Annotated in this window: 21 protein-coding genes and 1 other RNA gene; 12 read left to right on the top strand and 10 right to left on the bottom strand. The window is 51.5% G+C overall.

Annotated elements, in window-relative coordinates; genetic code table 11:
* Window positions 1-3 precede the first annotated feature (3 nt).
* The 4 genes from xerD (at window position 4) to ACMHXH_RS16495 (ending at window position 4,101) form a co-directional block, all read left to right on the top strand.
* Window positions 4-948, top strand: coding sequence for a site-specific tyrosine recombinase XerD (gene xerD, locus ACMHXH_RS16480; RefSeq protein ID WP_233962966.1), 945 nt, complete (start codon window positions 4-6; stop codon window positions 946-948).
* Window positions 949-1,147: 199 nt separating this feature from the next.
* The gene (dsbC, locus tag ACMHXH_RS16485) at window positions 1,148-1,876 is read left to right on the top strand and encodes a bifunctional protein-disulfide isomerase/oxidoreductase DsbC (RefSeq protein WP_039034550.1); all 729 of its coding nucleotides are present in this window, start codon (window positions 1,148-1,150) and stop codon (window positions 1,874-1,876) included.
* Between the two features lie 86 nt (window positions 1,877-1,962).
* Window positions 1,963-3,687 (top strand): single-stranded-DNA-specific exonuclease RecJ, encoded by a 1,725-nt coding sequence (gene recJ, locus ACMHXH_RS16490; protein ID WP_039034551.1) that lies wholly within the window; start codon window positions 1,963-1,965, stop codon window positions 3,685-3,687.
* A gap of 99 nt (window positions 3,688-3,786) precedes the next feature.
* Window positions 3,787-4,101 carry a cupin domain-containing protein gene (locus ACMHXH_RS16495; RefSeq protein ID WP_039034552.1) on the top strand — a complete coding sequence of 105 codons (315 nt, stop codon included), beginning with the start codon at window positions 3,787-3,789 and terminating at the stop codon, window positions 4,099-4,101.
* Between the two features lie 94 nt (window positions 4,102-4,195).
* On the opposite strand, the gene rpiA is transcribed toward ACMHXH_RS16495, so the two are convergent.
* Complete coding sequence (gene rpiA / locus ACMHXH_RS16500; RefSeq protein WP_025008999.1) at window positions 4,196-4,852, bottom strand: ribose-5-phosphate isomerase RpiA; 657 nt, start codon at window positions 4,850-4,852, stop codon at window positions 4,196-4,198.
* 289 nt (window positions 4,853-5,141) lie between these two features.
* Here rpiA and ACMHXH_RS16505 point away from each other — a divergent pair, with 289 nt between their 5' ends.
* Window positions 5,142-6,095: a DUF808 domain-containing protein gene (locus ACMHXH_RS16505; protein ID WP_039034553.1), complete on the top strand. Its 954-nt coding sequence runs from the start codon at window positions 5,142-5,144 to the stop codon at window positions 6,093-6,095.
* A 75-nt stretch (window positions 6,096-6,170) separates the two neighbouring features.
* Here the strand turns inward: ACMHXH_RS16505 and sodC are convergent, their stop codons facing one another.
* The 5 genes from sodC to zapA form a co-directional block, all read right to left on the bottom strand.
* Window positions 6,171-6,692: a superoxide dismutase family protein gene (gene sodC, locus ACMHXH_RS16510; RefSeq protein ID WP_039034554.1), complete on the bottom strand. Its 522-nt coding sequence runs from the start codon at window positions 6,690-6,692 to the stop codon at window positions 6,171-6,173.
* Window positions 6,693-6,904: 212 nt separating this feature from the next.
* On the bottom strand, window positions 6,905-7,363 hold the full coding sequence (locus ACMHXH_RS16515) for a hypothetical protein (RefSeq protein WP_039034555.1): 459 nt from the start codon (window positions 7,361-7,363) through the stop codon (window positions 6,905-6,907).
* A gap of 50 nt (window positions 7,364-7,413) precedes the next feature.
* Complete coding sequence (locus tag ACMHXH_RS16520) at window positions 7,414-8,070, bottom strand: 5-formyltetrahydrofolate cyclo-ligase (RefSeq protein ID WP_052248128.1); 657 nt, start codon at window positions 8,068-8,070, stop codon at window positions 7,414-7,416.
* 7 nt (window positions 8,071-8,077) lie between these two features.
* A non-coding RNA gene (ssrS, locus tag ACMHXH_RS16525) (6S RNA) lies at window positions 8,078-8,258 on the bottom strand.
* A 40-nt stretch (window positions 8,259-8,298) separates the two neighbouring features.
* Window positions 8,299-8,607, bottom strand: coding sequence for a cell division protein ZapA (gene zapA, locus ACMHXH_RS16530; protein WP_039034557.1), 309 nt, complete (start codon window positions 8,605-8,607; stop codon window positions 8,299-8,301).
* A gap of 273 nt (window positions 8,608-8,880) precedes the next feature.
* On the opposite strand from zapA, the gene ACMHXH_RS16535 reads away from it, so the two are divergent.
* The 6 genes from ACMHXH_RS16535 (at window position 8,881) to gcvP (ending at window position 16,772) form a co-directional block, all read left to right on the top strand.
* Entirely contained in the window at window positions 8,881-9,462 is a 582-nt protein-coding gene (locus tag ACMHXH_RS16535; RefSeq protein WP_039034573.1) for a UPF0149 family protein, read from the top strand.
* Window positions 9,463-9,529: 67 nt separating this feature from the next.
* Window positions 9,530-10,801, top strand: a complete 1,272-nt coding sequence (gene ubiH, locus ACMHXH_RS16540) for a 2-octaprenyl-6-methoxyphenyl hydroxylase (protein ID WP_071475471.1) — start codon at window positions 9,530-9,532, stop codon at window positions 10,799-10,801.
* 2 nt (window positions 10,802-10,803) lie between these two features.
* Complete coding sequence (locus tag ACMHXH_RS16545) at window positions 10,804-12,015, top strand: FAD-dependent monooxygenase (RefSeq protein WP_039034558.1); 1,212 nt, start codon at window positions 10,804-10,806, stop codon at window positions 12,013-12,015.
* Window positions 12,016-12,265: 250 nt separating this feature from the next.
* On the top strand, window positions 12,266-13,360 hold the full coding sequence (gene gcvT / locus ACMHXH_RS16550) for a glycine cleavage system aminomethyltransferase GcvT (protein WP_039034559.1): 1,095 nt from the start codon (window positions 12,266-12,268) through the stop codon (window positions 13,358-13,360).
* 23 nt (window positions 13,361-13,383) lie between these two features.
* On the top strand, window positions 13,384-13,773 hold the full coding sequence (gcvH, locus tag ACMHXH_RS16555) for a glycine cleavage system protein GcvH (protein WP_039034560.1): 390 nt from the start codon (window positions 13,384-13,386) through the stop codon (window positions 13,771-13,773).
* A 110-nt stretch (window positions 13,774-13,883) separates the two neighbouring features.
* The gene (gene gcvP / locus ACMHXH_RS16560) at window positions 13,884-16,772 is read left to right on the top strand and encodes an aminomethyl-transferring glycine dehydrogenase (RefSeq protein ID WP_039034561.1); all 2,889 of its coding nucleotides are present in this window, start codon (window positions 13,884-13,886) and stop codon (window positions 16,770-16,772) included.
* A 330-nt stretch (window positions 16,773-17,102) separates the two neighbouring features.
* Here gcvP and ACMHXH_RS16565 read toward each other — a convergent pair whose 3' ends face one another.
* The 4 genes from ACMHXH_RS16565 to ACMHXH_RS16580 form a co-directional block, all read right to left on the bottom strand.
* A complete protein-coding gene (locus ACMHXH_RS16565) occupies window positions 17,103-17,804 on the bottom strand; it encodes a M48 family metallopeptidase (RefSeq protein ID WP_039034562.1) in 702 nt (233 codons plus the stop codon).
* Window positions 17,805-17,835: 31 nt separating this feature from the next.
* A complete protein-coding gene (locus tag ACMHXH_RS16570; RefSeq protein ID WP_039034563.1) occupies window positions 17,836-21,207 on the bottom strand; it encodes a type I restriction endonuclease subunit R in 3,372 nt (1,123 codons plus the stop codon).
* Window positions 21,208-21,308: 101 nt separating this feature from the next.
* A complete protein-coding gene (locus tag ACMHXH_RS16575) occupies window positions 21,309-22,586 on the bottom strand; it encodes a restriction endonuclease subunit S (RefSeq protein WP_052248130.1) in 1,278 nt (425 codons plus the stop codon).
* A 4-nt stretch (window positions 22,587-22,590) separates the two neighbouring features.
* Window positions 22,591-24,258, bottom strand: coding sequence for a type I restriction-modification system subunit M (locus ACMHXH_RS16580; RefSeq protein WP_039034564.1), 1,668 nt, complete (start codon window positions 24,256-24,258; stop codon window positions 22,591-22,593).
* A 484-nt stretch (window positions 24,259-24,742) separates the two neighbouring features.
* Here ACMHXH_RS16580 and ACMHXH_RS16585 point away from each other — a divergent pair.
* The coding region (locus tag ACMHXH_RS16585; protein ID WP_413738338.1) for an IS5 family transposase at window positions 24,743-25,363 on the top strand (621 nt) is incomplete at its 3' end.

Raw genomic sequence — 25,363 nt, forward strand, 5'->3', positions numbered from 1 at the left:
TTGATGACGCCGTTTTTTATTGGAGTATTGTTTGTGGCCGCGACTTCTTCATCCGCTTATGTCCTGGATCCCTTGATTGAAGGTTTTCTCGATGATTTATGGTCCAGTAAGGGGTTGAGCGACAACACACTGGCTGCCTATCGCAATGACCTGCGCCATTTTGATCAGTACCTGCAGGGAAGAGGGCTGACGCTCAGCACTGCCGGGCGCGAAGTGGTGCAGGATTATCTCGGTTTTCGATTCGATAAAGGGGGAGCCGAGAGCAGCAGCGCCAGGTTGAAGAGCAGCTTGCGGCGCTTTTATGGTTTTTTGCTGCGTCGGCAACTGATAACGGAAGATCCTATGGCGCGTATCGCCTCCACCAAGCTCAAGCGCAAACTGCCCGGCAGTCTTAGCGAGGCCGAGGTGGATGCCTTGTTGGCTGAGCCCATACGGGAAGATCCGGTCGAAGCCAGAGACAAGGCGATGCTGGAGCTGTTATACGCCACCGGGCTCAGGGTCAGTGAGCTGGTGGGGTTGACGCTGGAGCAGGTGAGTCTGCGTCAGGGGCTGGTACGGATCACGGGGAAAGGCGGCAAGGAGCGTCTGGTGCCCATGGGCGAGGTGGCCGTCAGTGAAATAGAGTCCTTCCTTAAGTTGGCGCGCGCCGAGCTGCTCGGCGGTAAACAGAGTGATGTGGTGTTTCCCTCCAAGCGCGCCCAGATGATGACCCGCCAGACCTTTTGGCACAGAATCAAGCTTTATGCGTTGCGGGCTGGTATCAGTACTGAGTTGTCGCCCCATACCCTGAGGCATGCCTTTGCCACCCATTTGCTTAACCATGGCGCTGACTTGCGGGTAGTGCAGTTGCTGCTGGGGCACAGCTCGCTGTCTACCACCCAAATCTATACCCATGTGGCCAATGCCAGGTTGCAGTCGCTGCATCAACAGCATCATCCAAGAGGTTGAACAGGTTCCCCCCTATCAGCAAGCTATTCACTTACTTGGCTTTAACGCTAATGGCCGAGAGGGGTTTGATGGGAGCAAGCTCTTGTATAAGATGGTATTAGTTGCTTTAACTGACAACAGCCTGTAACTTTTCAGCCTCTGGCCCGGTCTGATGAAAGACGATAAAACCCAATCAGGCCCAAATAAGATAGGATTTCCAATGAAGTTAACCCGTGCATTTTCCCTGTGTCTGGCGCTGGCGGTTACCCCCTTTGTCGGTGCTGCCTCAGCGGCTTCCGAGCCGGGTGATCAACTGAAGCAAAAGCTCAGTGACACCTTGGGTATTGAAGTGATCTCTATGGCAGATTCACCTATCCCAGGCCTGTATCAGGCAATCACCAACCGTGGCGTACTCTATATCAGCAAAGATGGTTCCAAGCTGCTGCATGGCAATGTTTATGATCTGAATCAAGGGATGAAAAACCTCACCGAGGCGGCGCTTGCAGGCCCAAGACTTGAGATGCTCAAGCCATTTGAAGACAAGATGCTGGTCTACAAGGCCAAGAACGAAAAGCATGTGGTGACTGTCTTTACCGATATCACCTGTGGTTATTGCCGTAAGCTGCATAACCAGATGCAGGAATACAACGATTTGGGGATAACAGTGCGCTATCTGGCCTATCCCCGTCAGGGCGTGCCTTCACCCAATGCCGAGGAGATGGAAGCGGTTTGGTGTGCCAAGGACCCTCACAAGGCCATGGATGACGCCAAGGCCGGCAAGAGTATCAAAATGGCCAAGTGCGATGCCAATATTCCTGGGCAGTATCAACTGGGGATGAGTTTCGGCATCAATGGTACTCCGGCGGTTATCCTCGAAGATGGCAGCCTGATCCCGGGTTATCAGCCACCGAAAGAGTTGTTGTATAATCTTGAGCGTGCTCAGCAGTAATCGAAAAATCCCATTCAAAAAGGCGAGCAACCCACTCGCCTTTTTGTTATCTTGCCCGCCAAAGCCATTTTCAAGAATAACCCACAGTGATCCACAAAATCGTCCGTCGTCCCAGGGTGGACGACAGCCATTTACCCGCTAATTTGCACCCGCTTTTAAAACAGATTTACGCCAGTCGCGGCGTTCAGGCTCCCGAGTGCGAACTGGTGCTCAAGCGTCTGCTCAGGCCGGATACCATGCTGGGCTTGCAGCAAGGGGCCGAGCTGGTGGCCGATGCCATCGCCGCCAACCGCCGTATTCTGATCATGGGTGATTTCGATGCCGATGGCGCCACCTCCACCAGTGTGTGTCTGTTGGCGCTCAGAATGATGGGAATGGAAAACTGTGATTATCTGATCCCCAATCGTTTCGATTATGGTTATGGCCTCAGCCCTGAAATAGTGGCGGTGGCGCACGGCAAGGGCGCCGAGTTGCTGATCACTGTCGATAACGGTATTTCCTCCATCGAAGGCGTCAGGGCCGCCAAGGCGCTGGGGATGACGGTTGTCATCACAGATCACCATTTGCCGGGCAATGAATTACCCGAGGCCGATGCCATTATTAACCCCAACCAACCCGGTTGCAGCTTCGCTTCCAAGTCGATTGCCGGGGTCGGGGTGGCTTTCTATCTGATGTTGGCACTGCGGGCCGAGCTGAGAAAACGTCACTGGTTTGTTAATCATGCCTTGGCCGAGCCCAACTTGAGCGTATTGCTGGACTTGGTGGCCTTGGGCACTGTGGCCGATGTGGTGTCGCTCGATGCCAACAACCGTATTCTGGTGGACGCGGGTATCAAACGGGTGCGAAACGGCGCCTGTCGCCCGGGGATCACCGCCTTGCTGGAGGTGGCCCGCCGCAATCCGGCGCGTTTGGTGGCCGCCGATTTCGGCTTTGCGGTTGGCCCCAGACTCAATGCCGCCGGAAGGCTGGATGAAATGGCGCTCGGGGTTGAAACTCTCTTGTGCGATGACATGCTCAAGGCGAGAAGAATGGCGGCCGAGCTTGATGGCCTCAACGCCGAGCGCCGCGAGCTGGAAACCGGCATGCAGCAAGAAGCGATGAAGAGCCTGGAGGCGCTGCAGCTCAAAGAGAGTGAACAGCCCTGGGGCATCGCCCTTTATCAGCCGGACTGGCATCAGGGGGTGATAGGCATTCTGGCTTCCCGGATTAAAGACAGGTTCCACCGCCCGGTAATCGCCTTTGCCGAAGCCAGCGACACTGAAATCAAGGGCTCGGCTCGTTCCATCAAGGGGCTGCATATGCGCGATCTGCTGGAGCTTATCAATGCCCGTCATCCCGGGATGATCCTCAAGTTCGGTGGTCATGCCATGGCCGCCGGGCTGTCGTTGCGTAAGGATGCCTTCGAGCAGTTTGCCGCGGCCTTTGACACCTGTGTCCGTGAGCTGCTGACCCTGGAAGATCTCAATGGCGAGCTGTTCTCCGACGGTGAATTGCCGCTTGAATGTTTTACCTTGGATACGGCGCAGCTGCTCAGAGATGCCGGTCCCTGGGGCCAGGCCTTCCCCGAGCCGCTATTTGATGGCCATTTCAGAATTCTGCAGCAAAGACTGGTGGCAGAGAAACATCTTAAACTGGTGCTGGAGACTGAGTGCGGCCGGATCATGGCCGATGCAATCGCCTTCAATGTGGATCTCAACACCTGGCCCGATGCCAGCATCAATCATGTGCGCCTGCTGTATAAGCTGGATGTGAACGAGTTTCGCGGCAACAGTAACCTGCAGTTGCTGGTTGAGCAGCTGGAGCCCCTGTAAAACAAGCAGTAAAACAGGCAGTAAAACCAAGTGCACACCGGGAGTCTATTTAAGATAGAGATAGGCTGAGTAACGGCTCATATGTCGCAGGAGAGCAAGATGAACAATCTGTTTGCCAACTTACCCAAGCAGCTTGATGCCGAGCAGTTTGACGCGCTCTTGGCCACGCCGGATCTTAAAATTGAGCGCATTCTGTCCCACGGTCAGGTAACGCCCGAAGGGCAATGGTACGATCAAGCGCAGCATGAATGGGTATTGTTGCTGCAAGGCGCCGCCCGGCTGCAGTATGAAGATGGTTCAGAAGTGAGCCTGAACCCGGGGGACTGGCTCAATATCCCCGCTCATGTGCGCCACAGAGTCAGTTGGACCGCCGAGGAGCAAACTACTGTCTGGTTGGCTATTTTTTACTCCTGAGCCGACTGTTCTTGCTTTGCTCTTGCCCTGCAATTCGCTCATATTTTCACAAAAAAGCCGCCTGCTGGCGGCTTTTGGCATTTAAGCTTAGGGCTTACTTGATGGTTTTAACCCCTTCTGGGGTGCCCACCAGGAGCACATCGGCGCCACGGTTGGCGAACAGACCATTGGTCACTACGCCCACTATGGCATTAATCTGCACTTCCAGCTCTTTGGGATTCAGTATCTTCAGGTTATAGACATCCAGAATGACGTTGCCGTTATCTGTTACCACACCTTCACGATAGACAGGATCGCCACCCAGTTTAACCAGCTCACGGGCTACGTAGGAGCGGGCCATGGGGATCACTTCTACCGGCAGCGGGAAGTTGCCCAGCACATCGACTTGCTTGGTGTTATCAACGATACAGATAAACTTGTCGGCCACGGCTGCAACTATCTTTTCCCGGGTCAGCGCGGCGCCGCCACCCTTGATCATGTCCATGTGGCCGTTGATTTCATCGGCGCCATCGACATAGACAGACAGCTTATCTACTGAATTGAGATCAAACACAGGGATCCCCAACTGTTTGAGTTTGGCGGTGGAGGCTTCAGAGCTGGAAACCGCGCCTTCAATATCGGCCTTTATCGTAGCCAGAGCATCGATAAAGTGGTTGACGGTAGAGCCGGTGCCTACGCCAACTATGCTGTCTTTCTCGACATATTCCAGCGCCGCCCAACCGGCCGCTTTCTTCATTTCATCTTGGGTCATAATGCCATCCTGTTGATTCTGACAAATTCACTTGAACTTGCCCTAGTATACTCCGAGTTGTAGTGAAAAGTGCCGCTCAATCTTGTCCTGAAGAATAGTTCTTGAAGAACAACATAGGTTAAGCATTTTTTACTGTGGTGGCATGCGCCCATGCGCTACCATAGCCGGCGGGGGAACGGCCAGGCTGATGTGGCAGTACTGCGCTGAAAAAGTGCACTGGTGCCACTTGAATATGTTGCACACCGAACCTATTAAGAGCGCAAAATTGACCTGGTTTAAGGAGATTTAAATGGCTGGAGCGAGTCTACTGACTCTGTTGGATGATATTGCCACCATCCTGGATGATGTGGCGGTAATGAGTAAGGTTGCCGCCAAGAAAACCGCCGGGGTGTTGGGAGATGATCTGGCGCTTAATGCGCAGCAGGTAACAGGGATCAGCGCCGATCGGGAGCTGCCTGTGGTATGGGCCGTTGCCAAGGGCTCTTTTCGCAACAAGCTTATTCTGGTGCCGGCAGCCCTGCTGATCAGCGCCTTTATACCCTGGGCCGTTACACCGCTATTGATGTTCGGTGGTTTGTTTCTCTGTTTTGAAGGCTTTGAAAAACTCTGGCACAAGGCCAGCCATAGCAAGGCTTCTGCCGAAGCAGACGATGAAGCCGTCATCGAAGCTGCCATGAAAGAGGTCGAGGATATTCGCGCCTGGGAGGCACAGAAAGTCAAAGGGGCGATACGTACCGACTTTGTGTTATCGGCGGAAATCATCGCCATCACCTTAGGGATTGTGGCGGAAAAAGCCTTTATGACCCAGTTGGCCACTCTGTCTATCATTGCCGTGGTCATGACTATCGGGGTCTATGGCTTGGTGGCCGGTATCGTTAAGCTGGATGACGCCGGGCTGTATCTCTCAAGGCGTAGAGGCGAAGGTTTTTGGGCCCATAACCTCAGACGCCTGGGACTTGTGCTGGTCAGCGCCGCGCCCAAGCTGATGAAGCTGCTCACCATAGTAGGTACCGCTGCCATGTTTATGGTGGGGGGCGGTATTCTCACTCATGGCCTGCATTGGGTCAGTGAGCAGATAACCCATGTTGCCAACTGGGTAGGCTCTCTGGCTGTGGCCGGCCCTGTGCTGGCAGCGCTGACACCTACCTTGCTCAACGCCCTGTTCGGCATTTTGGCCGGTGCTATCGCCGTGGCCTTGATGAGTATGGTGGCGCGTTTAAGAGGCAAGGGCGAAAGCCACTAAAAAAGCCAAGCTATAGGTTCCGGAATTGTAATAAAAAACGCGGCTCAAGAGCCGCGTTTTTGTGTTAGGTGTGGCTCAGTTAATCACGCCACAGGCCATGCGGGCGCCACCGCCGCCCAGTGGCGCCGGGTGATCTGAATGGTTATCGCCTCCCATGTGGATCATCAGTGCCTTACCTTTGACGTCGGCCAGTTTCAACCTTGGTGCCAGCACAGGTGTGGAAGCCATGCCATCAGCATCGACATAGAGCGGTGGCAGATCACCCTTGTGATTGTCATCTGTCCAGGGATAACCATGCTTGCCGCTGCCATCAGGGTCGAAGTGACCTCCGGCCGCACCGCCCAATACCGTCTTGCCGTCTTTGCTGCTGGTGTCACAACTGCCATTTTGATGCACATGGAAGCCGTGAACGCCGGGTGTGAGTTGCTTAAGATTGGGGGTTAACACCAGGCCGTAGGCAGAATCACTGAGACTGATGCTGCCTATGGGGCTTGGGCCACCTGCCGACAGTAATGAGATGCTGACCTCTTCGGCGGCCAGTTGTGATGCGGCAAACACCAGTGATAAACAACCCGGGATCAGGATGGACTTTTTCATCGCTTGTTCTCTCCTTTGAGTGGAATTCCAAAAACGACAAGGCCGACTCGGCGGCATGATAATGAGCTGCATATATGGCTTTCAGCATAGAAGTCGTTTGGACAGAGTGCCAGCAGGGCGGACGTTATTAACCTGCCCTGAGATTCAAGCCAACGCCATAGGAGGATTTGCCAAGATATTCAGTAACAGCAATAACCACCAGGAGCCAGGTCTCAGTGTTGCTCCAGCTTGGCCTGCCACAGGGCGCTTTGCTCCATGGAAGTCAGTGAACGGCGGGCGCAGTAAAGGCTGATACCACAGCAAAGCGGCACTATCAGGAGATCCGAGGCATGAAAGCGCAGTAACAACCAGAGTGCCAGGCTATAAAGCAGTAGCGTAATCAGTGGAACCGGCAGCAAAAGCTGCCACTCGAAACACTTCCCCAGCCATCTGGCCCCCAGGCCCACAGCCACCGCCGGCAGCATATACAGCCAAACCAGAGTGCTGTTGCTGCTGGCCATAAATAGAAACAGCCACACAGCAAGAATGGCACCCAGCAAGGCGCCGAGCAGCGCCTTGGGTTGTGACTGTTGCCGGCGCATATTTTGATAGGTTTCCCGCTGCATCTGCTGCTTAACCTTGGCCCGCTGGGCACTGTCTGGTTTATCAAGGCTGCGATACTGACGTGCCATACTTGCTTACTCCGCGACTTCTCAGGCTGACGTTATACCATTTTTTCGGGTCAAGACTCAGCCGTCAAAGTGTTGAAGCTATGCAGCTTGTTCGGGGTAACGATAAAGGGCAGCGGGATATCCCAGGGGGCGAGGGGCAGGGAATCCACCTGCTGTAGGGTATGGGCAAAGCCGACTGCCAGTAATGGCACAGTTCTGTCGCCTTGCTGCGCCGCGGCCAGTGTTCTGTCGTAGAAGCCGCCGCCCATGCCCATACGGTTGCCCTGGGCGTCGAAGGCCACCAATGGCGTGAGGATGAGATCCAGTTCAGCCAAGGGCACCAGAGTGCGGATATCCAGCCTGGGCTCGGGGATACCAAAACGGTTGGCGTGCAGTTGACTGGAAAGTTGATAACGCAGAAACAGTAAACGCCCCGGGGCAAAGGGATGAATGATCGGCAGACAAGTGGTGATTCCCCGTTGCCATAGCGCTTCGATAAGGGGAGCTGTGTCCAGCTCGCCGTCACAGCTAAAGTAGAGGGCGACTGTCTTGATGGCTCTGCCCTGGGCGCTCAGTTCATCGAGCAAGGTTAGAAACTGCTCACAGCCCTTGAGGGCGGCAACATGCTGCTCGGCTTCGGGGATGGCCCTGCGGGCATGGCGAATAGCCTGCCTGAGCGTCTTGCAACGCCCATCACGGGTTTGGCTGCTTGAGTCTGTGTGGGTCATAAAGAGGATGCTCCCCAGAATGTCGATGCCGGTGTAGCCCTTGAACCGTAGGTTCAAGGCGGGTAAATGATTACCTCCTAAGGCTTCTCGGTTCGCGCCGAGCATGCACAATGTCAGTAAAACATTCACCCTGAGATTAAAAATATCGGCACAGGGACATTACCAGCTGTCGCACACCCCAGGGAGCAAATTCTGGGTCGAACCTGTGAGGGTTCGTGCTATTTCAGTTTAATCCTCTCTTGCGCTTCGCTCAACCAATGCGTGCTCAAGAGTGGATTGCAGCAAACGGATCCTATCATCCATTTGGCTCATATAATCTTGATTCTTCCGCTGCTCTTCATAGAGCTCATAGCCTATGTTGAGTGCGGCCATCAAAGCCATTTCCTCGCGGCTGATGGCGTTGGTGCGGGCCTTTATCTTGCCCAGTTGCAGCTCCAATTTCTGCGCCACCGCTTGCAGTGCCTGTTCCTGACCCGGGGGACAGGCGATGGAGTAGGTGCGCCCCAACAGGGTGATATCTATGGCACTGTTACTCATCTTCCGCACGGGATCCTTTTCTTTGGCTCTGTGGCGGAATATATCTAGCTCAGCGTTAAAGTGCAAGACAAGCGCCGCTTTGTTGCATCGGATGCTGTTTCTATGAGCTTCCCTGGCACAAAATCCCGGCAGGAGAGCAGGAGATAAACGGCGAAGCCTGGATGCATTGCCAAATGCACGACCTGGCTCGCAGCTTGGGTAAGATTCCAGTCTTGGTCGCCATCCCTAACTCTGCTAGCATGACGGGGGTAAATTCAATACTTGGACAGCTTTATGGCAACCCCACCCTCATTACGTATCGAAAGCCTGCGCAGTGCGCTCGACAACGCCGACATAGGTCAGCATCCGGTTGAAGTGCATGGCGCCTTGGTGGGCCTGATTTGTGGCGGCGTGTCACAGCAGGAGCAGGCCTGGTATCAGCCCTTGCTCGAGCTGATGAACGACGGCCAGCGACTGCCCGACGAACTGACACAACTGATAACCGAACTTTTTGGTGACACAGTCAATCGACTGCAGGATCCCGACTTTGGCTTCACCCTGCTGCTGCCGGAAGAGGAAGAACCTCTGACTGTGCGGGTAGAGGCGCTCTCGCTCTGGACCCAGAGCTTCCTCACCGGTATCGCCATTATTCAACCGGGTTTGAATCAGGCGTCGGAAGATGTCCGTGAAGTGATCAAAGATCTGGCAGAAATTGCCCAGGTAGAGTTCGATGTTGCCGACGATGACGAATCTGAAAGTGCATATCTCGAGCTGCTGGAGTTTGTTCGGATGGCCGCCATTCTCTGCTATTCAGAGTTCGGCCCCGAGTTGCCTGATCTCGACGCCGAAACACCAGACAATAATACGCTGCATTGACAGGGCGCCCGTTCGCCCTGTCATTTTCTGTGACGGCACCCATTGAGCGTGCCTGAGTAGAGGAAAGATGAACCCGCAAGTTGACGCCCAAGCTGTGAGTCAGGAGTGCACTGAGCTGGATATCGCCATTGTCGGTGGTGCCATGGCCGGTGCCACCCTGGCATTGGGGCTGGCCTCCCTGGCCAGGAAACTCTCCCGTCCGCTGAAAATTGCCGTTATCGAGGCCTTCGATCCCGCCAAGCAACATCCTGGTTTCGATGCCCGCTCCATCGCCATAGCCAATGGCTCAGTGTTTGAACTCAAGCGCCTCGGCATCTGGCCTTTGCTGGCAGACCTAGGCACGGCGATAACCGATATTCATGTCTCGGATCGCGGCCATTTCGGCATGACAGAGCTCAATGCCGAGCAGTTTGCGCTGGACTCCCTCGGCCAGGTGGTGGAACTCGAGCGGGTCGGCCAGAGGCTGTTTAGCGCCATCGGCAACAGTGATATCCAGCTTTATTGCCCGGCGCGTCTCGAGAAGCTGCAAACTTCGGCTGCGGGCCATAGTTTGACCCTCAGTAACGGTCAGCGGCTTTCCTGCCGTTTATTGTTGGCGGCAGATGGGGTTAACTCCTCGGTGCGTGCCCAGCAGCAACAGGCGTTGCAGCAGTTTGAGTTTGGCCAGAGCGCGGTTATCGCCAATATTGCTACCGACAAGCCTCATAATGGCATGGCCTGGGAACGCTTCACCGAGCACGGCCCGCTGGCACTGCTGCCTATGGGTGACAGCGACGGCCAGGCCCGGCTCTCCCTGGTGTGGGCCTTGCCCCATGAAGAGGCCGAGCGGGTGCAGGCTTTGCCGCAGGCCGAGTTTTTGCAGCAGCTGCAACAGGCCTTCGGCTATCGAGCCGGGCGTTTTGTGGCCGTGGGTGAGCGTCACCGTTACCCACTGAGCCTCTCTTACATGCCAAGGCCCATCTATCACCGCACGCTTTATTTGGGCAATGCCGCCCAGACTCTGCACCCGATAGCCGGGCAGGGCTTTAATCTGGGGCTCAGGGATCTGGTCACTGTGCTGGAAACGCTGGAGCCGGTATTGGCCGAAGGCGCTGACCCAGGCGCAGCCCAGGTGCTGCATGCCTATCATGCTGCCCGTGAGCAGGACAGACGCCAGACCATCAACAATATCGAGTTTCTGGTGCGCGGTTTTTCCAACAACTACTGGCCGCTGGTGGCCGGACGTAATTTGGGACTCAGGATCCTCTCCTGGTGTCCACCTCTCAAGACCCCGGTGGCCCACAGAGCCATGGGGTGGCACAGGCAATCGGCTGCTTGTTTGTTTTCCAGGAGTCAGTGACGATGAATTTCCAAAGCTATGATGTGGCCGTGGTTGGCGGCGGTATGGTGGGACTGGCAACGGCCTGCGGTCTGGAACAGGCCGGGCTCAAGGTGGTGGTGATAGATGCCGCCGGTGCTGCGCCGGTCGAGGGAGCGCCGCGCCTGAGGGTCAGTGCCATCAATAAGGCCAGCCAGGCGCTGCTCGAACACTTGGGGGCCTGGGCCTATCTGGATAAGTCCCGCCTCGGGCCATACAGTAAGATGGATGTCTGGGAAAAAGACGGCATGGGGCGCATTCAGTTTGATGCTCAGAGCCAGTGTGAGACTTCCCTTGGCACCATAATCGAAAACGATGCCATTCACTACGCCCTGGCCCAGCGGGCCGCAGAGCTGGAACAGCTGACGCTGCTGGAACATACCCGGCTTGAGCGTATCGCCTTTGGTGAGCGTGAAGCCTGGCTGACGCTGGATAACGGCGATAACCTCAGTGCCGCCCTGGTGGTGGCTGCCGATGGCGCCAACTCCTGGGTTCGTCAACAGTGCCAGATCCCACTGACTTTTTGGGATTACGGCCATCACGCCATAGTCGCCAGTATTCGCACTCAATTGCCCCATGGTGACTGTGCCCGTCAGGTGTTCAGTGCCGATGGCCCGCTGGCGTTTCTGCCGCTTTATGAGAGCGACCTCTGTTCCATCGTCTGGTCGGTGCCGCCGCAAAAGGCCGAAGCCTTACTGGCTTTGGATGATGAGGCCTTCTCCCGGGCGCTGACCGCCGCCTTCGATGGCCGCCTGGGCCTGTGTCAGCTGGAGAGTGAACGCCGGAGTGTTCCGCTGCGGATGCGTTACGCGCGCCATTTCGCCCGCCATCGTTTGCTGCTGGCCGGCGATGCGGCGCACACCATACATCCGTTAGCGGGGCAGGGGGTTAACCTGGGTTTCCTCGATGCCGGCGCCATAGTGGAAACCGTGGCGGCATTGCACGGTGAAGGCAAGGATATCGGCGCCTATGGCGAGCTGCGCGCCCTTGAGCGCTGGCGCAAGGCAGAGGCGATGGAGATGATAGCCGCTATGGAGGGGTTCAAGCGGCTGTTTGCCGGCAGTAATCCTCTGAAGAAGGCGATTCGCGATCTCGGTCTCAACTTGGTGGACAATGTCGCTGGGCTGAAAACTGTGTTCATGCAACAGGCCATGGGACACAAATTCAAGCTGCCGCGTCTGTGCCGTCCTGAATAATCTTCATCCTCGGTTAGCCGTATGTGAAGGGAAACGCCCAAAAACAGTCGCTTTTGGGCGTTTTTTATACTCAAGCTGTGATTTGCTGTAAAAAAATTACAGGCAAACCATGAGAAAAATTAATCTATTGTAGTTCGGATTAGAAAAATCACTTATATACAAATTTGTGACGCAGGGTATAATTTCGCTGCATTTTAACTCAGTGTTGCCCCTGGGTGACACTGTAAAGCCCCGACTAGAAGGGATAACAATGGCTAATAAAACTGTACTCTTTAACAAGCACTTGGAAGCCAATGCCAAGATGGTTGATTTTCATGGTTGGGAGATGCCACTCAACTATGGTTCGCAGATAGAAGAACATCACGCAGTGCGTCAGGACGCCGGTATGTTCGACGTTTCCCATATGACGGTTGTTGATGTTAGCGGCAGCGACGCCAAAGCCTTCCTGCGTAAACTGCTGGCCAACGATATCGCCAAACTCAAGGTCTCCGGCAAGGCGCTGTACAGCGGCATGCTGAACCATGAAGCCGGGGTGATTGACGATCTGATCACTTATTATCTCGATGACACCCATTACCGGGTTGTTGTCAACTCAGCCACCCGCGACAAAGATCTCGCCTGGATTGCCGAGCAGTCCAAGCCCTATGATGTCACAGTGACCGAGCGTCCTGAGCTGGCGATGATTGCCGTGCAGGGCCCTAACGCCAAGGCCAAAACCGCTACTGTGTTCACTGCCGAGCAAAACGCGGCCGTTGAAGGTATGAAGCCTTTCTTCGGTGTGCAGGCGGGCAACCTGTTTGTGGCCACCACAGGCTATACAGGTGAAGAAGGTTACGAAATTACCGTGCCGGCAGAAGAAGCCGAAGCCTTGTGGCAAGCGCTGCTTGAGGCCGGTGTTAAGCCATGTGGCCTGGGCGCACGCGATACGCTGCGCCTGGAAGCCGGGATGAACCTCTATGGTCAGGACATGGACGAAACCGTTAACCCATTGGCTGCCAACATGGGCTGGACCATAGCCTGGGAACCGAGCGACCGTGATTTTATCGGTCGTGAAGCCCTGACCGCCATCAAAGCGGCCGGAGCCGACAAGTTTATCGGTTTGGTGATGGAGCAAAAAGGCGTGCTGCGCCACGGCATGCCGGTATTCTTCACTGACGCCAACAGCCAAGAGCAGGAAGGCGTGATCACCAGTGGTACATTCTCACCGACATTGGGCTATTCTATTGCGATGGCCCGGGTACCGAACTCCATAGGGGATACGGCCGAAGTCGAAATGCGCAAGAAGCGCGTCGCTGTTAAAGTAGTGGCGCCAGGCTTTGTGCGTAACGGTAAACAAGCATTCTAAAACACGGGAAAGGAACAAGAATAATGAGCAATATTCCAAGCGAACTGAAGTACGCTTCTTCTCACGAATGGATCCGTAAGGAAGAAGACGGTAGCTACACAGTCGGTATCACTGAACATGCACAGGAGCTGCTGGGTGATATGGTTTTCGTTGAATTGCCGGAAGTAGGCGACACTGTCAGCGCCTCAGAGGATTGCGCTGTGGCCGAGTCTGTTAAGGCCGCTTCAGATATCTATGCCCCTCTGTCCGGTGAAGTGATTGCCATCAACGAAGCGCTGGAAGACAGCCCTGAGCTGGTCAACAGCGATGCATTCGGTGATGGCTGGTTCTTCCGCGTCATGCCTTCTGATCTGTCTGAGCTGGACAACCTGCTGGATGCCGAAGGATATCAGGCTGTCATCGACGAAGAATAAGCGTTGCTGAAAAACGAAGCCCTCCGGGGCTTCGTTTGTTTTACCAATAAAGAGACTGGTACACCGCCTCCCTACGGCAGGATACCGGCGAACATGGAACAAGGTTAATCATGACCAAGCAAACCCTCACTCAGTTAGAGCAGCACGAACTCTTTATCCGTCGTCATATCGGCTCCGACGCCCTGCAGCAGCAAGAGATGCTGAATTATGTAGGCGCCGAGTCACTGGAAGATCTGACGGCGCAGATAGTACCGGAGTCGATTCGTCTGAACCGGGATCTGGCCGTGGGCGAAGCCTGTGGCGAAGCTGAAGGTCTGGCCTATATCAAGGGCCTGGCCAAGCAGAACAAGGTATTCAAGAGCTACATAGGCATGGGCTACTACGGCACTGAAGTGCCTAACGTCATTTTGCGTAATGTGCTGGAAAACCCAGGTTGGTACACGGCTTATACCCCATACCAGCCGGAAATTGCCCAGGGCCGTCTGGAAGCGGTACTGAATTTCCAGCAGATGTCTATGGACCTCTCCGGCCTGGATCTGGCCTCCGCTTCTCTGCTGGACGAAGCCACTGCCGCCGCCGAAGCCATGGCGCTGGCCAAGCGGGTGTCCAAGGCCAAGAAAGCCAATATCTTTTTCGTTGCCGATGACGTATTCCCGCAGACGCTGGATGTGGTCAAGACCCGCGCCGAATGCTTTGGTTTTGAAGTCGTCGTAGGCCCCGCCGAGGAAGCGCTCAATCATGAACTCTTTGGTGCCCTGTTTCAGTACAGCGGCAAGACAGGCGAGCTGAACGATCAGCGTGAACTCTTCGCCAAGCTGCGCGAGCAGAAAGCGGTTGTGGCTGTTGCCGCCGATATCATGTCGCTGGTATTGCTCAAGTCTCCGGGTAGTCTGGGCGCCGATGTGGTCTTTGGCAGCGCGCAGCGCTTCGGCGTGCCTATGGGATATGGTGGCCCGCACGCCGCCTTCTTCGTGACCCGAGATGAGCACAAGCGTTCCATGCCTGGCCGTATCATAGGCGTTTCCAAAGACAGCCGCGGCAACACAGCGCTGCGGATGGCGATGCAAACCCGTGAGCAGCATATCCGCCGCGAAAAGGCCAACTCCAATATCTGTACCGCGCAGATCCTGCTGGCCAACATGGCCTCTTTCTACGCCGTATACCATGGTCCACAAGGGCTGAAGACCATAGCCGAGCGTATTCACCGTCTGACCGACATTCTCGCCGCCGGCCTCAAGGCCAAGGGCGTTGAGTTGGTCAACGCTAGCTGGTTCGACACTCTGACCTTCAAAGTGGCCGACAAAGACGCCGTGCTGGCCCGCGCCATTGCCGCCGAGAGCAACCTGCGTATTGATGCCGAAGGCACTCTGGGTGTCAGCCTGGATGAAACCACGACAGCTGATGATCTGGCTGCCCTGTTCGATATCATCCTGGGCGCCGGTCATGGCCTGGATGTGGCGGCACTGGACGCTGAAATCCTTGCCAAGGGCAGTGAGTCCATCCCTGCGGCGCTGCTGCGTGATGAGGCTATCCTGACGCATCCAACCTTCAACAGCTTCCACAGCGAAACCGAGATGCTGCGCTACATCAAGCGTCTTGAAAACAAAGACCTGGCGCTGAACCACTCGATGATCTCTCTGGGTTCATGCACCATGAAGCTGAACGCCACCGCCGAGATGCTGCCTATCAGCTGGCCGGAATTTGCCAACCTGCATCCATTCTGCCCGTTGGATCAAGCCAAGGGCTATGAAAAGCTGCTCAATGAGCTGTCTGACTATCTGGTGGAAATCACCGGCTATGACGCCATGTGCCTGCAGCCCAACTCGGGTGCATCCGGCGAATACGCCGGTCTATTGGCCATCAAGAAGTACCATGAATCCCGCGGCGAGGGGCACCGCAATGTCTGTCTGATCCCTCAGTCGGCTCACGGTACCAACCCGGCTTCGGCGCAGATGGCCGGTATGAAGATAGTGGTTGTGGCCTGTGACAAGCGCGGTAACGTGGACATGGAAGATCTGCGCGCCAAGGCGGCCGAAGTGGCGGGCAACCTGTCCTGCATCATGATCACTTATCCTTCCACCCACGGCGTGTATGAAGAAACCGTCTCGGAGATCTGTGAGGTGATCCATCAACACGGCGGCCAGGTGTATCTGGACGGTGCCAACATGAATGCCCAGGTGGGTGTGACCACTCCCGGCTTTATCGGCGCGGACGTTTCCCACCTCAACCTGCACAAGACCTTCGCCATCCCTCATGGCGGCGGTGGTCCAGGCATGGGCCCTATCGGCGTAAAAGCGCATTTGGCTCCTTTCGTTGCCGGTCATACTCTGGTTAAGCCGGGCCGCGAAAGCGACAACAACGGTGCCGTTTCTGCCGCGCCATACGGCAGCGCCAGCATACTGCCAATCAGCTGGATGTACATCAAGCTGCTGGGCGCCAAGGGCCTGCGTGAATCAACCCAGAACGCCATGCTCAACGCCAACTATGTGATGAAGAAGCTGTCAGAGCACTATCCAGTGCTGTACCGCGGCCGTAATGACCGTGTAGCTCACGAGTGCATTATCGATCTGCGCCCGCTGAAGGAAGCCTCCGGCGTCACCGAAATGGATGTGGCCAAGCGTCTCAACGACTACGGCTTCCACGCTCCGACCATGAGCTTCCCGGTTGCCGGAACCCTGATGATCGAGCCGACCGAGTCTGAGTCCAAGGCCGAACTGGACAGATTTATCGAAGCCATGGTGGCCATCCGCGGTGAAATCGCCCGGGTCGAAGCCGGTGAGTGGCCTGCGGACAATAACCCGCTGCACAATGCACCACACACGCTAGCCGACATCATGGATCCCGCCTTCGACAGCCGTCCATACGATCGCGAACTGGCGGTATTCCCGAATGCCACAGTCAAGGCCAACAAGTTCTGGCCGACCGTGAATCGTATTGATGATGTGTATGGGGATAGGAATTTGTTCTGTGCCTGTGTGCCCATGTCTGAGTACGAATAACATGGCTACTTGGCCTCGATAATACGGCTTCATCCAATCATTTTCGCTGCTCATTTACTTAAGTAAACTGCGCGGCGAAAATGATCGGCTTCATTGTCTTCTCTTCGGCAGTGGCGCCATTATTGCTGCTTGAGGCTAAGATAATAAGCGAATCTCTGGGTTCGCTTTTTTAATACATTGTATGTGGGCAGCATAAAATGCTGGAACGTTGACCGATTCTGCCGTCATCTTCACAAGCCAAGTTTAAGGCTCTTCCAAGATTGTGTTTATCGGTATTGATGCAACTTTTCTCAAGTAGCTTTTGTGTGCAAAAATACCAGAAATCTTGTTCTATATACCCATCCCAGAACGCTCTACCTCTTCATGCAACTCTTTCCAGTCAGGACAATACTTGGCGACTAGTTTCCAAAAGTTTTTGCTATGGCTTTTTTCTACGGTATGGCATAGCTCATGAAGGATTATGTAATCCATTACCTTATTGGAAAACTCCATGCAACGAGGGTGGAACTCCAGAACATTGTTCTCGGTACAGTTAGCCCAACGTGCATCAAACTTTTTTATGTGGAAAGTTGTGGCTTGCATGCCCGTTTCCTGTTGCCAATAGCGTAAGCGAGAAGCAACTTTCTCTAAGGCTTTCTGTTTGTAGAAACGCTCCAACGCTGGTTTGAATCGCTCACGGCTGACGAAGTGGCCTTCGGGAGAAAGAATTTTAAAACGGCTTTGGTTAAACTTCACTTCTACCGTCGATAACTCTGGCGCAGGGCTCACTTCACAATAGAAAGAGCGACCACGGTAGGGCGCTCGGCTACCCGTGACTATTTCTTCTTTTAACGGTTGATTGACTTCCGCTAAGCGCTCTTTAATCCACCTTGCTCTATAACGAATCAGCTCACGTTGCTCATCCTCAGAGGCACTTGGACCTTTAAGAAGAACAGTCTTGCCTCGCTCTACAGTAACGTAGTGGTGACTGAGTTTTGAGTCGAGTTTAAATTCCCACTCGATTTCAGTTGTACCGTATTGAAAAATTGGCATCTGTTTCTTTCGTCATTAATGAAGCAAAGGATCAGTTGTTCAGCATAATACTGAAAATTTCAGCAGAGTGCTGACGTGCTACTGTCATATCCCAGCCTCCAAGACCACGTAAAATAGTCCTGATAGTTTTCTTGATTTCATTGTGAATATCAGTCTGTTTTTTCCATATCGGTGACAACATGACTTCAGTGATATCAGGGTGGCTAAAGATGCCTTTAGTCCATGCCAAAGCTTCTGCTTCCTCTACCTGCTTTTCCAGGTAGTTGAACACGGCTCGCTCTGTTGCTGTTCCCAAACCCATTTCAGATGGCTTGGCATCTTTATCACGAACACGTTGAGCAAAAAGCTCTAGCTGTTCCAGGAATAGCGCTTGTTCAATACGTCCTTCACGTTCATCTTGAATAAGTTTCTCTAGCTCTTCTTCCAAGTCGCCAAAGAAGGCAGGATCTTTGCCTTTACCTGTCTTAATGGTGTGCTTGAGTTTGTTCTTCATGACCAACGCTGCACTCCCAGCACTTTTTTGTTTGCGGAGTAGATCCATATCCGCAGCATCCAGAATTGAAACTTCACGACCAAGCAAGCTCTTAACTTCACTTGCTTCTATATGCTCGTCGAGCATATTTTTAAGCAGCTCAGATTCAGATGCGGTGATGCGAACCGTATCTGCACTCTCAGGCATTTTGTTGCGCAGTTGGAGTTTTATCTCATTCAGTACTTTGAAGTAAGGCTGATATTTAGATGCGCGTTCGTCGGGTAACACAATATCTAAACGGCTATTGAATCCAGCGAGAGCAACCAGGAAGTCTTCAACAATATCTAGGCGAGTATCTGGGTCTAGGTAAAGATCGGCATCCTCTTTGTAAGGTTCAGGTTGTTTCACTGGGTTGTGCTTTTTCGGAAGAATATCCAACACTTTTGTCAAAGCAGATTGAAGGCGCGGTAGCTCGGCTTCGATGTCCGTCCATACTTGATCGGGGTGTACGTCACCCCCGTAAACTTTCAGTGCTTCATCTAGGTACTCAACCACACCGAAATAATCGACAATGTAGCCTGCCTTCTTGCCTTTTCGAGTTCGGTTTACACGAGCAATGGCCTGAAGCAAAGTATGTTCTTTTAGCGGTTTATCCAAATATAAAGTGCTAACAATAGGCGCATCCCAGCCAGTTAACAGCATGTCAGAAACGATGATTAACCCAATGTTGTTAAACTTGATTTCTTCTTTGGTATTAGCGGATTCATCACCATAAGGTAGCTTAAATTCATCATTCACCAAGCTTGGGATCTTTTCAGACGGTACGGCTATCGGTGTTTGACCTTGTTTGAGTTCCCGTTTGATACGCTCTTCGATAGTTTCAAGTTTTGATGTTGAGCCTGATGCATAGTGAGCTTGTTGTTCACTAATACCTGTGCGCTTATCTGTCATACTACCGAGAGAGATAACCACTCGGCTTTCAAAGGTCGGCAGACCTTTGTTTTGACGCTCCTGCATGATTTGGTTTAGTACGTCTTTATAGCGAACAGCCATATCTCGCCCGTCACATACCAGCATGGCTTTAAAGCCGCGAGGCTTCACGCTTGATAGAAAGTGCTCGACAAGATGGCGAGCATTCTCCTCAATACGACCGATAGCACCACGACGTTTTTTGAGTAATTCTTGCTTTAGCTTTTTCTTACGGGCTAAAGGCTCATTACCAAATTCATCCTCAAAAGCTTGTTTTAGCTTTCCGTCACTACCCCATTGCGCCATACCTTCAAGATATTTAATAGGCAGTGTCGCGCCATCTGCAACCGCCTCGTCGAGGCGGTAAGTATCGATGTACTCCTTACCGCCGAATGTACCCAAGGTTTCTTTATCGTCTTTAAAAAGCGGGGTGCCAGTAAAAGCTATGAACTTCGCATTAGGTAAAGATGCACGCATGAATGCAGCAAGGAATCCATACTGGCTGCGGTGAGCTTCATCAACCATCACGAAAAAGTTTGGCTTGGTACTCAGAACACGAAAATCAACTTTCTCTTCGCTCACGAGTTCCCATTTGGCTTTTTTAGGGTTGCCATTAGCATCGGTTTGACCGTGAAGAACATTGTTCTCCTTTAAAATCCAGCACTGTTCTTGCCCCGAATCATCTTTCCTCAAAACGCGTCTGACGCGACTTTTAGAGTCTGCAATGGAATCCTCATCTTCAGACTCTTTTGCGGCCTGTATTTGCTTACCATCGCTTTCTTGAAACTTTTGAACGGTCGAAGTGAAAATCGTGCCGTAGTCATTGCTGAGCATGGCTTCTAGCCCAGCGACGGAATCTGCTTTAATCGATTCAAGACCGACATTGGTAAAGGTATTGTGGATCTGGCGGTCAAGGTCAGTACGGTCGGTAAGAATCAAGATACTTGGGTTATTGAAACCAGAAATTTCGGCTCGCATTAAACGGGCAAGTAGTGCCATCGTCAGTGATTTACCACTCCCTTGCGTATGCCAAACCACGCCGCCAAGTTCTTGGCCTAATAGCTGCGGGTCTTTACCCTGTAGACGAAGTAGCGTCTTCTCTACTGCACGCCACTGTTGGTAACGTGGCAGCTTCTTGATCATGACACCTTTCTCGATTTCATACATAGGGTAGAAACAGACTAAGCGCACGAAGCGGGAAGGCTCGAATAATGCCCACAGTAGCTTGTCTTGTTCTGTAGGTTTCTTTCCTAATTGGTTCTCTAACTCGGTAAGAACAATGTTCTCGTCAGACTTTTTCGGATCAAATTTGTAAGTCAGATAGAACTGTTCTGGCGCATAGATCGCGCCATACTTGGCTTGGCTGCGATTAATGGCGGCACAAACCATATTAAAGGCAAAGTGTTGAGTGAAAGTGCCTTGGTAGCCATCAATTTGTGCAATGCCTTTGCTGAGCTTAATTGAGCTGTTTTTACACTCAATCAAGCCAAGGGGTAAGCCATTAATGAATAACAATAAATCTGGCTTAAAAAGCTCATCGTTGGCATTTTTGCCGACGTACTGATCAACCACATGGAATAAGTTACCCTCGGCACCCGTTTGATTGATGAAGCGGATACTACGAGGTTGACCATTTTTGTCTTTTTGTTGCAGATTCGATTGAAACAGAACATGCTTCCAGAACGCATGGTTAGCCAGCATTAAGTCGCTGTTATGCTCAAACCATATGTCTCTGAGCTGTTTAATTGCTTTGCTTGCACCGCTTGGAACCTCGGCCAGCCAAGGGTTAAGGGTGTGTAGTCTGTCAGTTAGCACCGATTCCAGAATAACAGGCTCGGTCTTGTGTGTTTGCCCTACATCTCGACCTTTAATATGCTGATAACCAAGAGTTTTTAACCATTCAATCGCTGGGCGTTCTACCCCGACGAGTTCTGGGTTCGATGATTCAGCCTGACCTGACATACCTTATTCCTTTAATTTATTGTTATTCATTTTTATTGTTCATTTAAATTACGTTTTTTGCTTTTTGGATGCCTTCGCTTGAAGGCATCATGAAGCAATCGCTAAGCTGCTTCAGTTTCCTCAACAGAAACTCGCCATTCGCCCGTAAGTAACTTCTGCATTAAGCCTTTTTTTAATTGCTGCGTTTCGGCTTTTTGCTGTTCCAATAGGTCTATTTTCTCAAAAACAGTAGAGATTATTTGAGCAATTTTCTGTTGCTCACCCAAAGGAGGCAAAGGGATAATATACGGATTTATGTGTTTATTGTTTATTTGCGGAATTGTGGATACGTCAGCTATAGATTCAAGTCTTTCAAAAAGTAGGCGATAAAGCATAAAGTCTAGATTCGCGACTTCTTTATCGAAGCTGATTCCCATAACGTTTGTATCAATCTGGAAAGTTCCTTTAGCCAATCTTAGCTTATTTAGGAAGATTGCTGCTCCTCGTTTCGGTAAAAGTAGAAACTCTCCTGTATGGCAAGATGCTTGATTACTTACGTAGTTTCTGGACTTTGTTAGTAGCTTCTTCGAATAGTTGAACTCTTCTACTTTGAAGAATGGGTATCCCTCACTCTCATTCAGGTTTAATTTCGAAGGCGATACCCCCGCAACTATAGAGCAATAAGTGCTGAGTTTGTTGAGATTCCAAATGGCAGGAATCGTCCCAAATGGAGAATCCTGAAACTCAGTATGAGGTTGCCACTCCCCATTCTCGTCCTGAACACCGACACCTTCTGAAAACAGCTTTTGCATTAAGCCTGTTTTTAGCTTTTCGGTTTCTGCAATTTTCTGGTCGATAAGGTTGATTTTCTTATCAACTGTTGAAAGAACTTCTGCGATTTTTTGTTGAATCGCAATATTTGGCAAAGGTATTGAAAATTCTTTTATCTGTTTTGCGCTGATGTGTGGGATTCCACTGCTTGTTTTTACGCTATCAACATAGTCAGTAAAAATCTTGGATCCTATTAGTTGATGTAAAAACGGTAGATGTAAGCCTTCTTTTGCACGAATTCTAGCGACTCGTTGGACGAGTAAACTAGGGAGATCTTTAGGTGATACAAGAGCATAATTTCGGCCCACTTTTGAACCATCCATTGAAATGACTAAGTCGCCTTCCTTAAGGTAGTATTTATCAAGGTCAGTAGATGAGTTAAACCAAAATTTGTCGATAGTATCGTTATTTCTTATAGCATTTTCTGTAATATTGATACCACGAAGCAAGCGTATGTGCTGTTCTGTTGTTGCGACGTCAGAAAACTCATCGCTCTTAAATGCAAACCCGCTTAGTAGATCAATCAATGGACCAATTTTTTTTAGTGTATAAGGAGACTTTTTGAGCATCGATTTACTTCTCCAATCCTAAAATAGATAAGTATTTTGAGATTTGAATTTCAGTATCAAGGAGCTGCTTTTCGATATTTCTTAGATGATTAAGGCATTTTTCTACATCTATAATTTCCTCAACCTCTGACGTGTCGATATAGCGACTGATATTCAAAGTAAAATCGTTTGCCTCAATCTCTTCAAGTTCAACTACTCTTAGGTATTTTTCCACTGAAACTGAGTCCAGTAGATTGGAAAGTCTATCTTCCGTTTGCTCTCCTGCATCAACTAAAGCTTGTTTCGCTTTGCTGTACTCGGTTGTGATACGTTTGATATCACTTTCACGAAGATAGTTCATCGCCTTACCTTCACCAAACTCGGCAGATGCATCAACGAAAATAACCTTGTTCTTCAGTGCGGCTGGTTTGTCTTTATTAATGATTAAAACCGCCGCCGCAATGCCTGTGTTGAAGAAAAGTGCTGGCGGTAAACCAACTACACCTTCGATCAAGTCGCCTTTAAATTCATCGTTGCCGATAAGCATACCTTTACGAATTTTACCCTCATCACCTTCACGGAACAGTACGCCGTGAGGAACGACAACGCCGATGCGACCGTCATCTTTCGTTGAGGCAACCATGTGCTGAACAAAGGCTAGATCTGCTTTAGTCCTCGGTGCAACGCCAAGGCCAAATCGACCATAAGGATCTTTAAGGTCAGTGCTGTATTTAACATTTCTTTCTTTGCCGTTATCGCCAACTATCTTGCCGCCATTCAATTCCAACGGTTCCCACCAGTTTTTGATTGAAAATGGAGGGTTGGCAATCACACGGTCGAACGTTTGAAGGCCTTCGCCATCTTTATGTAATGGGTTTACGAGAGTATCGCCGCGCTTAATGTCACCATCTAGGTTGTGCAGGAACATGTTGAGTTTGGCAATTGCCCATGTTCCTAGGTTCTTCTCCTGACCGTAAAGTTTACAGTTAGGTTTACCCATGATGGTGCCATTCTCGTAGTTCTCTTTGATGTGACGAGCGGACTCAACCAACATGCCGCCACATCCACAGGTCAAATCGTAAATTTCATGACCTGGTTGTGGGTCAATCAGCTTAACAATAAGTTCTACCACTTCGTGGGGGGTGTAGAACTCGCCACCTTTCTTGCCAGCATCATCAGCAAATTTACCAATCAAATACTCGTATGCATCACCAAGTAGGTCGGCTTTGTAGAGGTTTTTATTGCCCAGCTTGTGTTGGTTAAAGTGGCGGAGCAGGCGAGTAAGTAACTCATTGCTGAGCTTCTCTTTATCACCGAACTGAATGGCGGTAAGCACTTTTTCTAGTGATGGGTTTTGGTGTTCGATTTCAGCAAAGGCTTCATCGATGTACTCACCAATATTTTCCGTTCTTTCGATCAGCTTGTTCCAACGTGCATACACAGGAACGAATTGCTCTGGGTTATCTTCCTGAATGAGTGCCATTGCTTCTTCAGCGTTGCAACCTTCCTCTTCCATCACGGCTTCTACACGCTCGTCAAATACGTCTGAAAGACGTTTTAAAAACAGGAGGCCAAAGATATAGTTTTTGAAGTCTGAGCTATCTACTGTGCCACGCATGATGTTTGCGCTGCCCCAAAGCCATGTTTTTAGCTCTTCAAGGCTGATTTTTTCTACGGCGGTATTGGTTGTCATAAGAATCTCTTAAACGTTCACGGCTCGCTCAGAATCTTGGTTTGAGCGAAGAACAAAATTATGGGCATTATAACGCAATAATAGTCAATTGAGATACTTTGGAATGCTAACTGTAACAAGCTGTATTTAATAGGAAAACTAGTTTTTGAAGAAGCCGAAAAGAGTTGTCACAACATGGCTGGTTTTGTTTTGTAAAACAAAGGTGACAGAGTCATTAAAGCCGGCAGCTTCATTAGAGCTGTAAAAAGACGACACCCGGTAGAACCTGTAGAACACAGGGGAAAGGTCAGATTGATGATGTCGTCATTGATGGGATGTTTAAGCGGTTCAATATGGCTGCTGTTGTTGTGGCGGATAATGTATCCGGTATCATCAACCTGTCATTAAATAATCCTTGGCTTCAAAGGGCGTTGTTGCCTAAATAAGCGGAACCTTTTTCGCTTTCCATGATCTGATCTTGCATAACAGGTCTTCGGTCAGTTTCATGGGTAAGTCAGAACGCAATATCACCAANTGGAAGCAATACAATCAGGCATTAGTCAACCGTGGTTCGGTTACCTTCTGGCTGGACGAGGCAGCGGTTAACGCTTGGCATTGCACAAAGCATCACGGCGGTCGTGGCCGTGGCTTTCAATTCAGCGACACCGCCATCGAAACCGCCTTGATGCTCAAAGGGATTTTTAAGCTGTCATTACGTGCGACCGAAGGGTTCATCAACTCCCTATTTCAGCTGATGAAAATACCGTTAATTGCTCCAGACTACAGCTGTATCAGTAAACGCGCCAAGACGGTGAACGTCAAGTACCGCAATCCCTCAAGAGGTGCGGTAGCGCATGTTGTCGTCGATGCCACAGGCCTCAAAGTGTATGGCGAAGGTGAATGGAAAATGCGTAAGCATGGCAAAGAAAAACGTCGAGTTTGGCGCAAGCTTCATTTGGCTATCGATGCCGCTACACATGAAATTATCGGTGCGCAAACAAGCCTTGAAACTGTAGCAGATAATGAAGTACTTCCAGCGTTACTGGCTCCCCTAAGACGCAAGCTTAGACAAGTCTCCGCTGACGGGGCTTACGATACCAAAGCTTGTCATAAATTATTGCGACGA

This window comes from Shewanella sp. BJSY2023SW001, assembly GCF_047314685.1.
GTDB classification, from domain to species: domain Bacteria; phylum Pseudomonadota; class Gammaproteobacteria; order Enterobacterales; family Shewanellaceae; genus Shewanella; species Shewanella indica.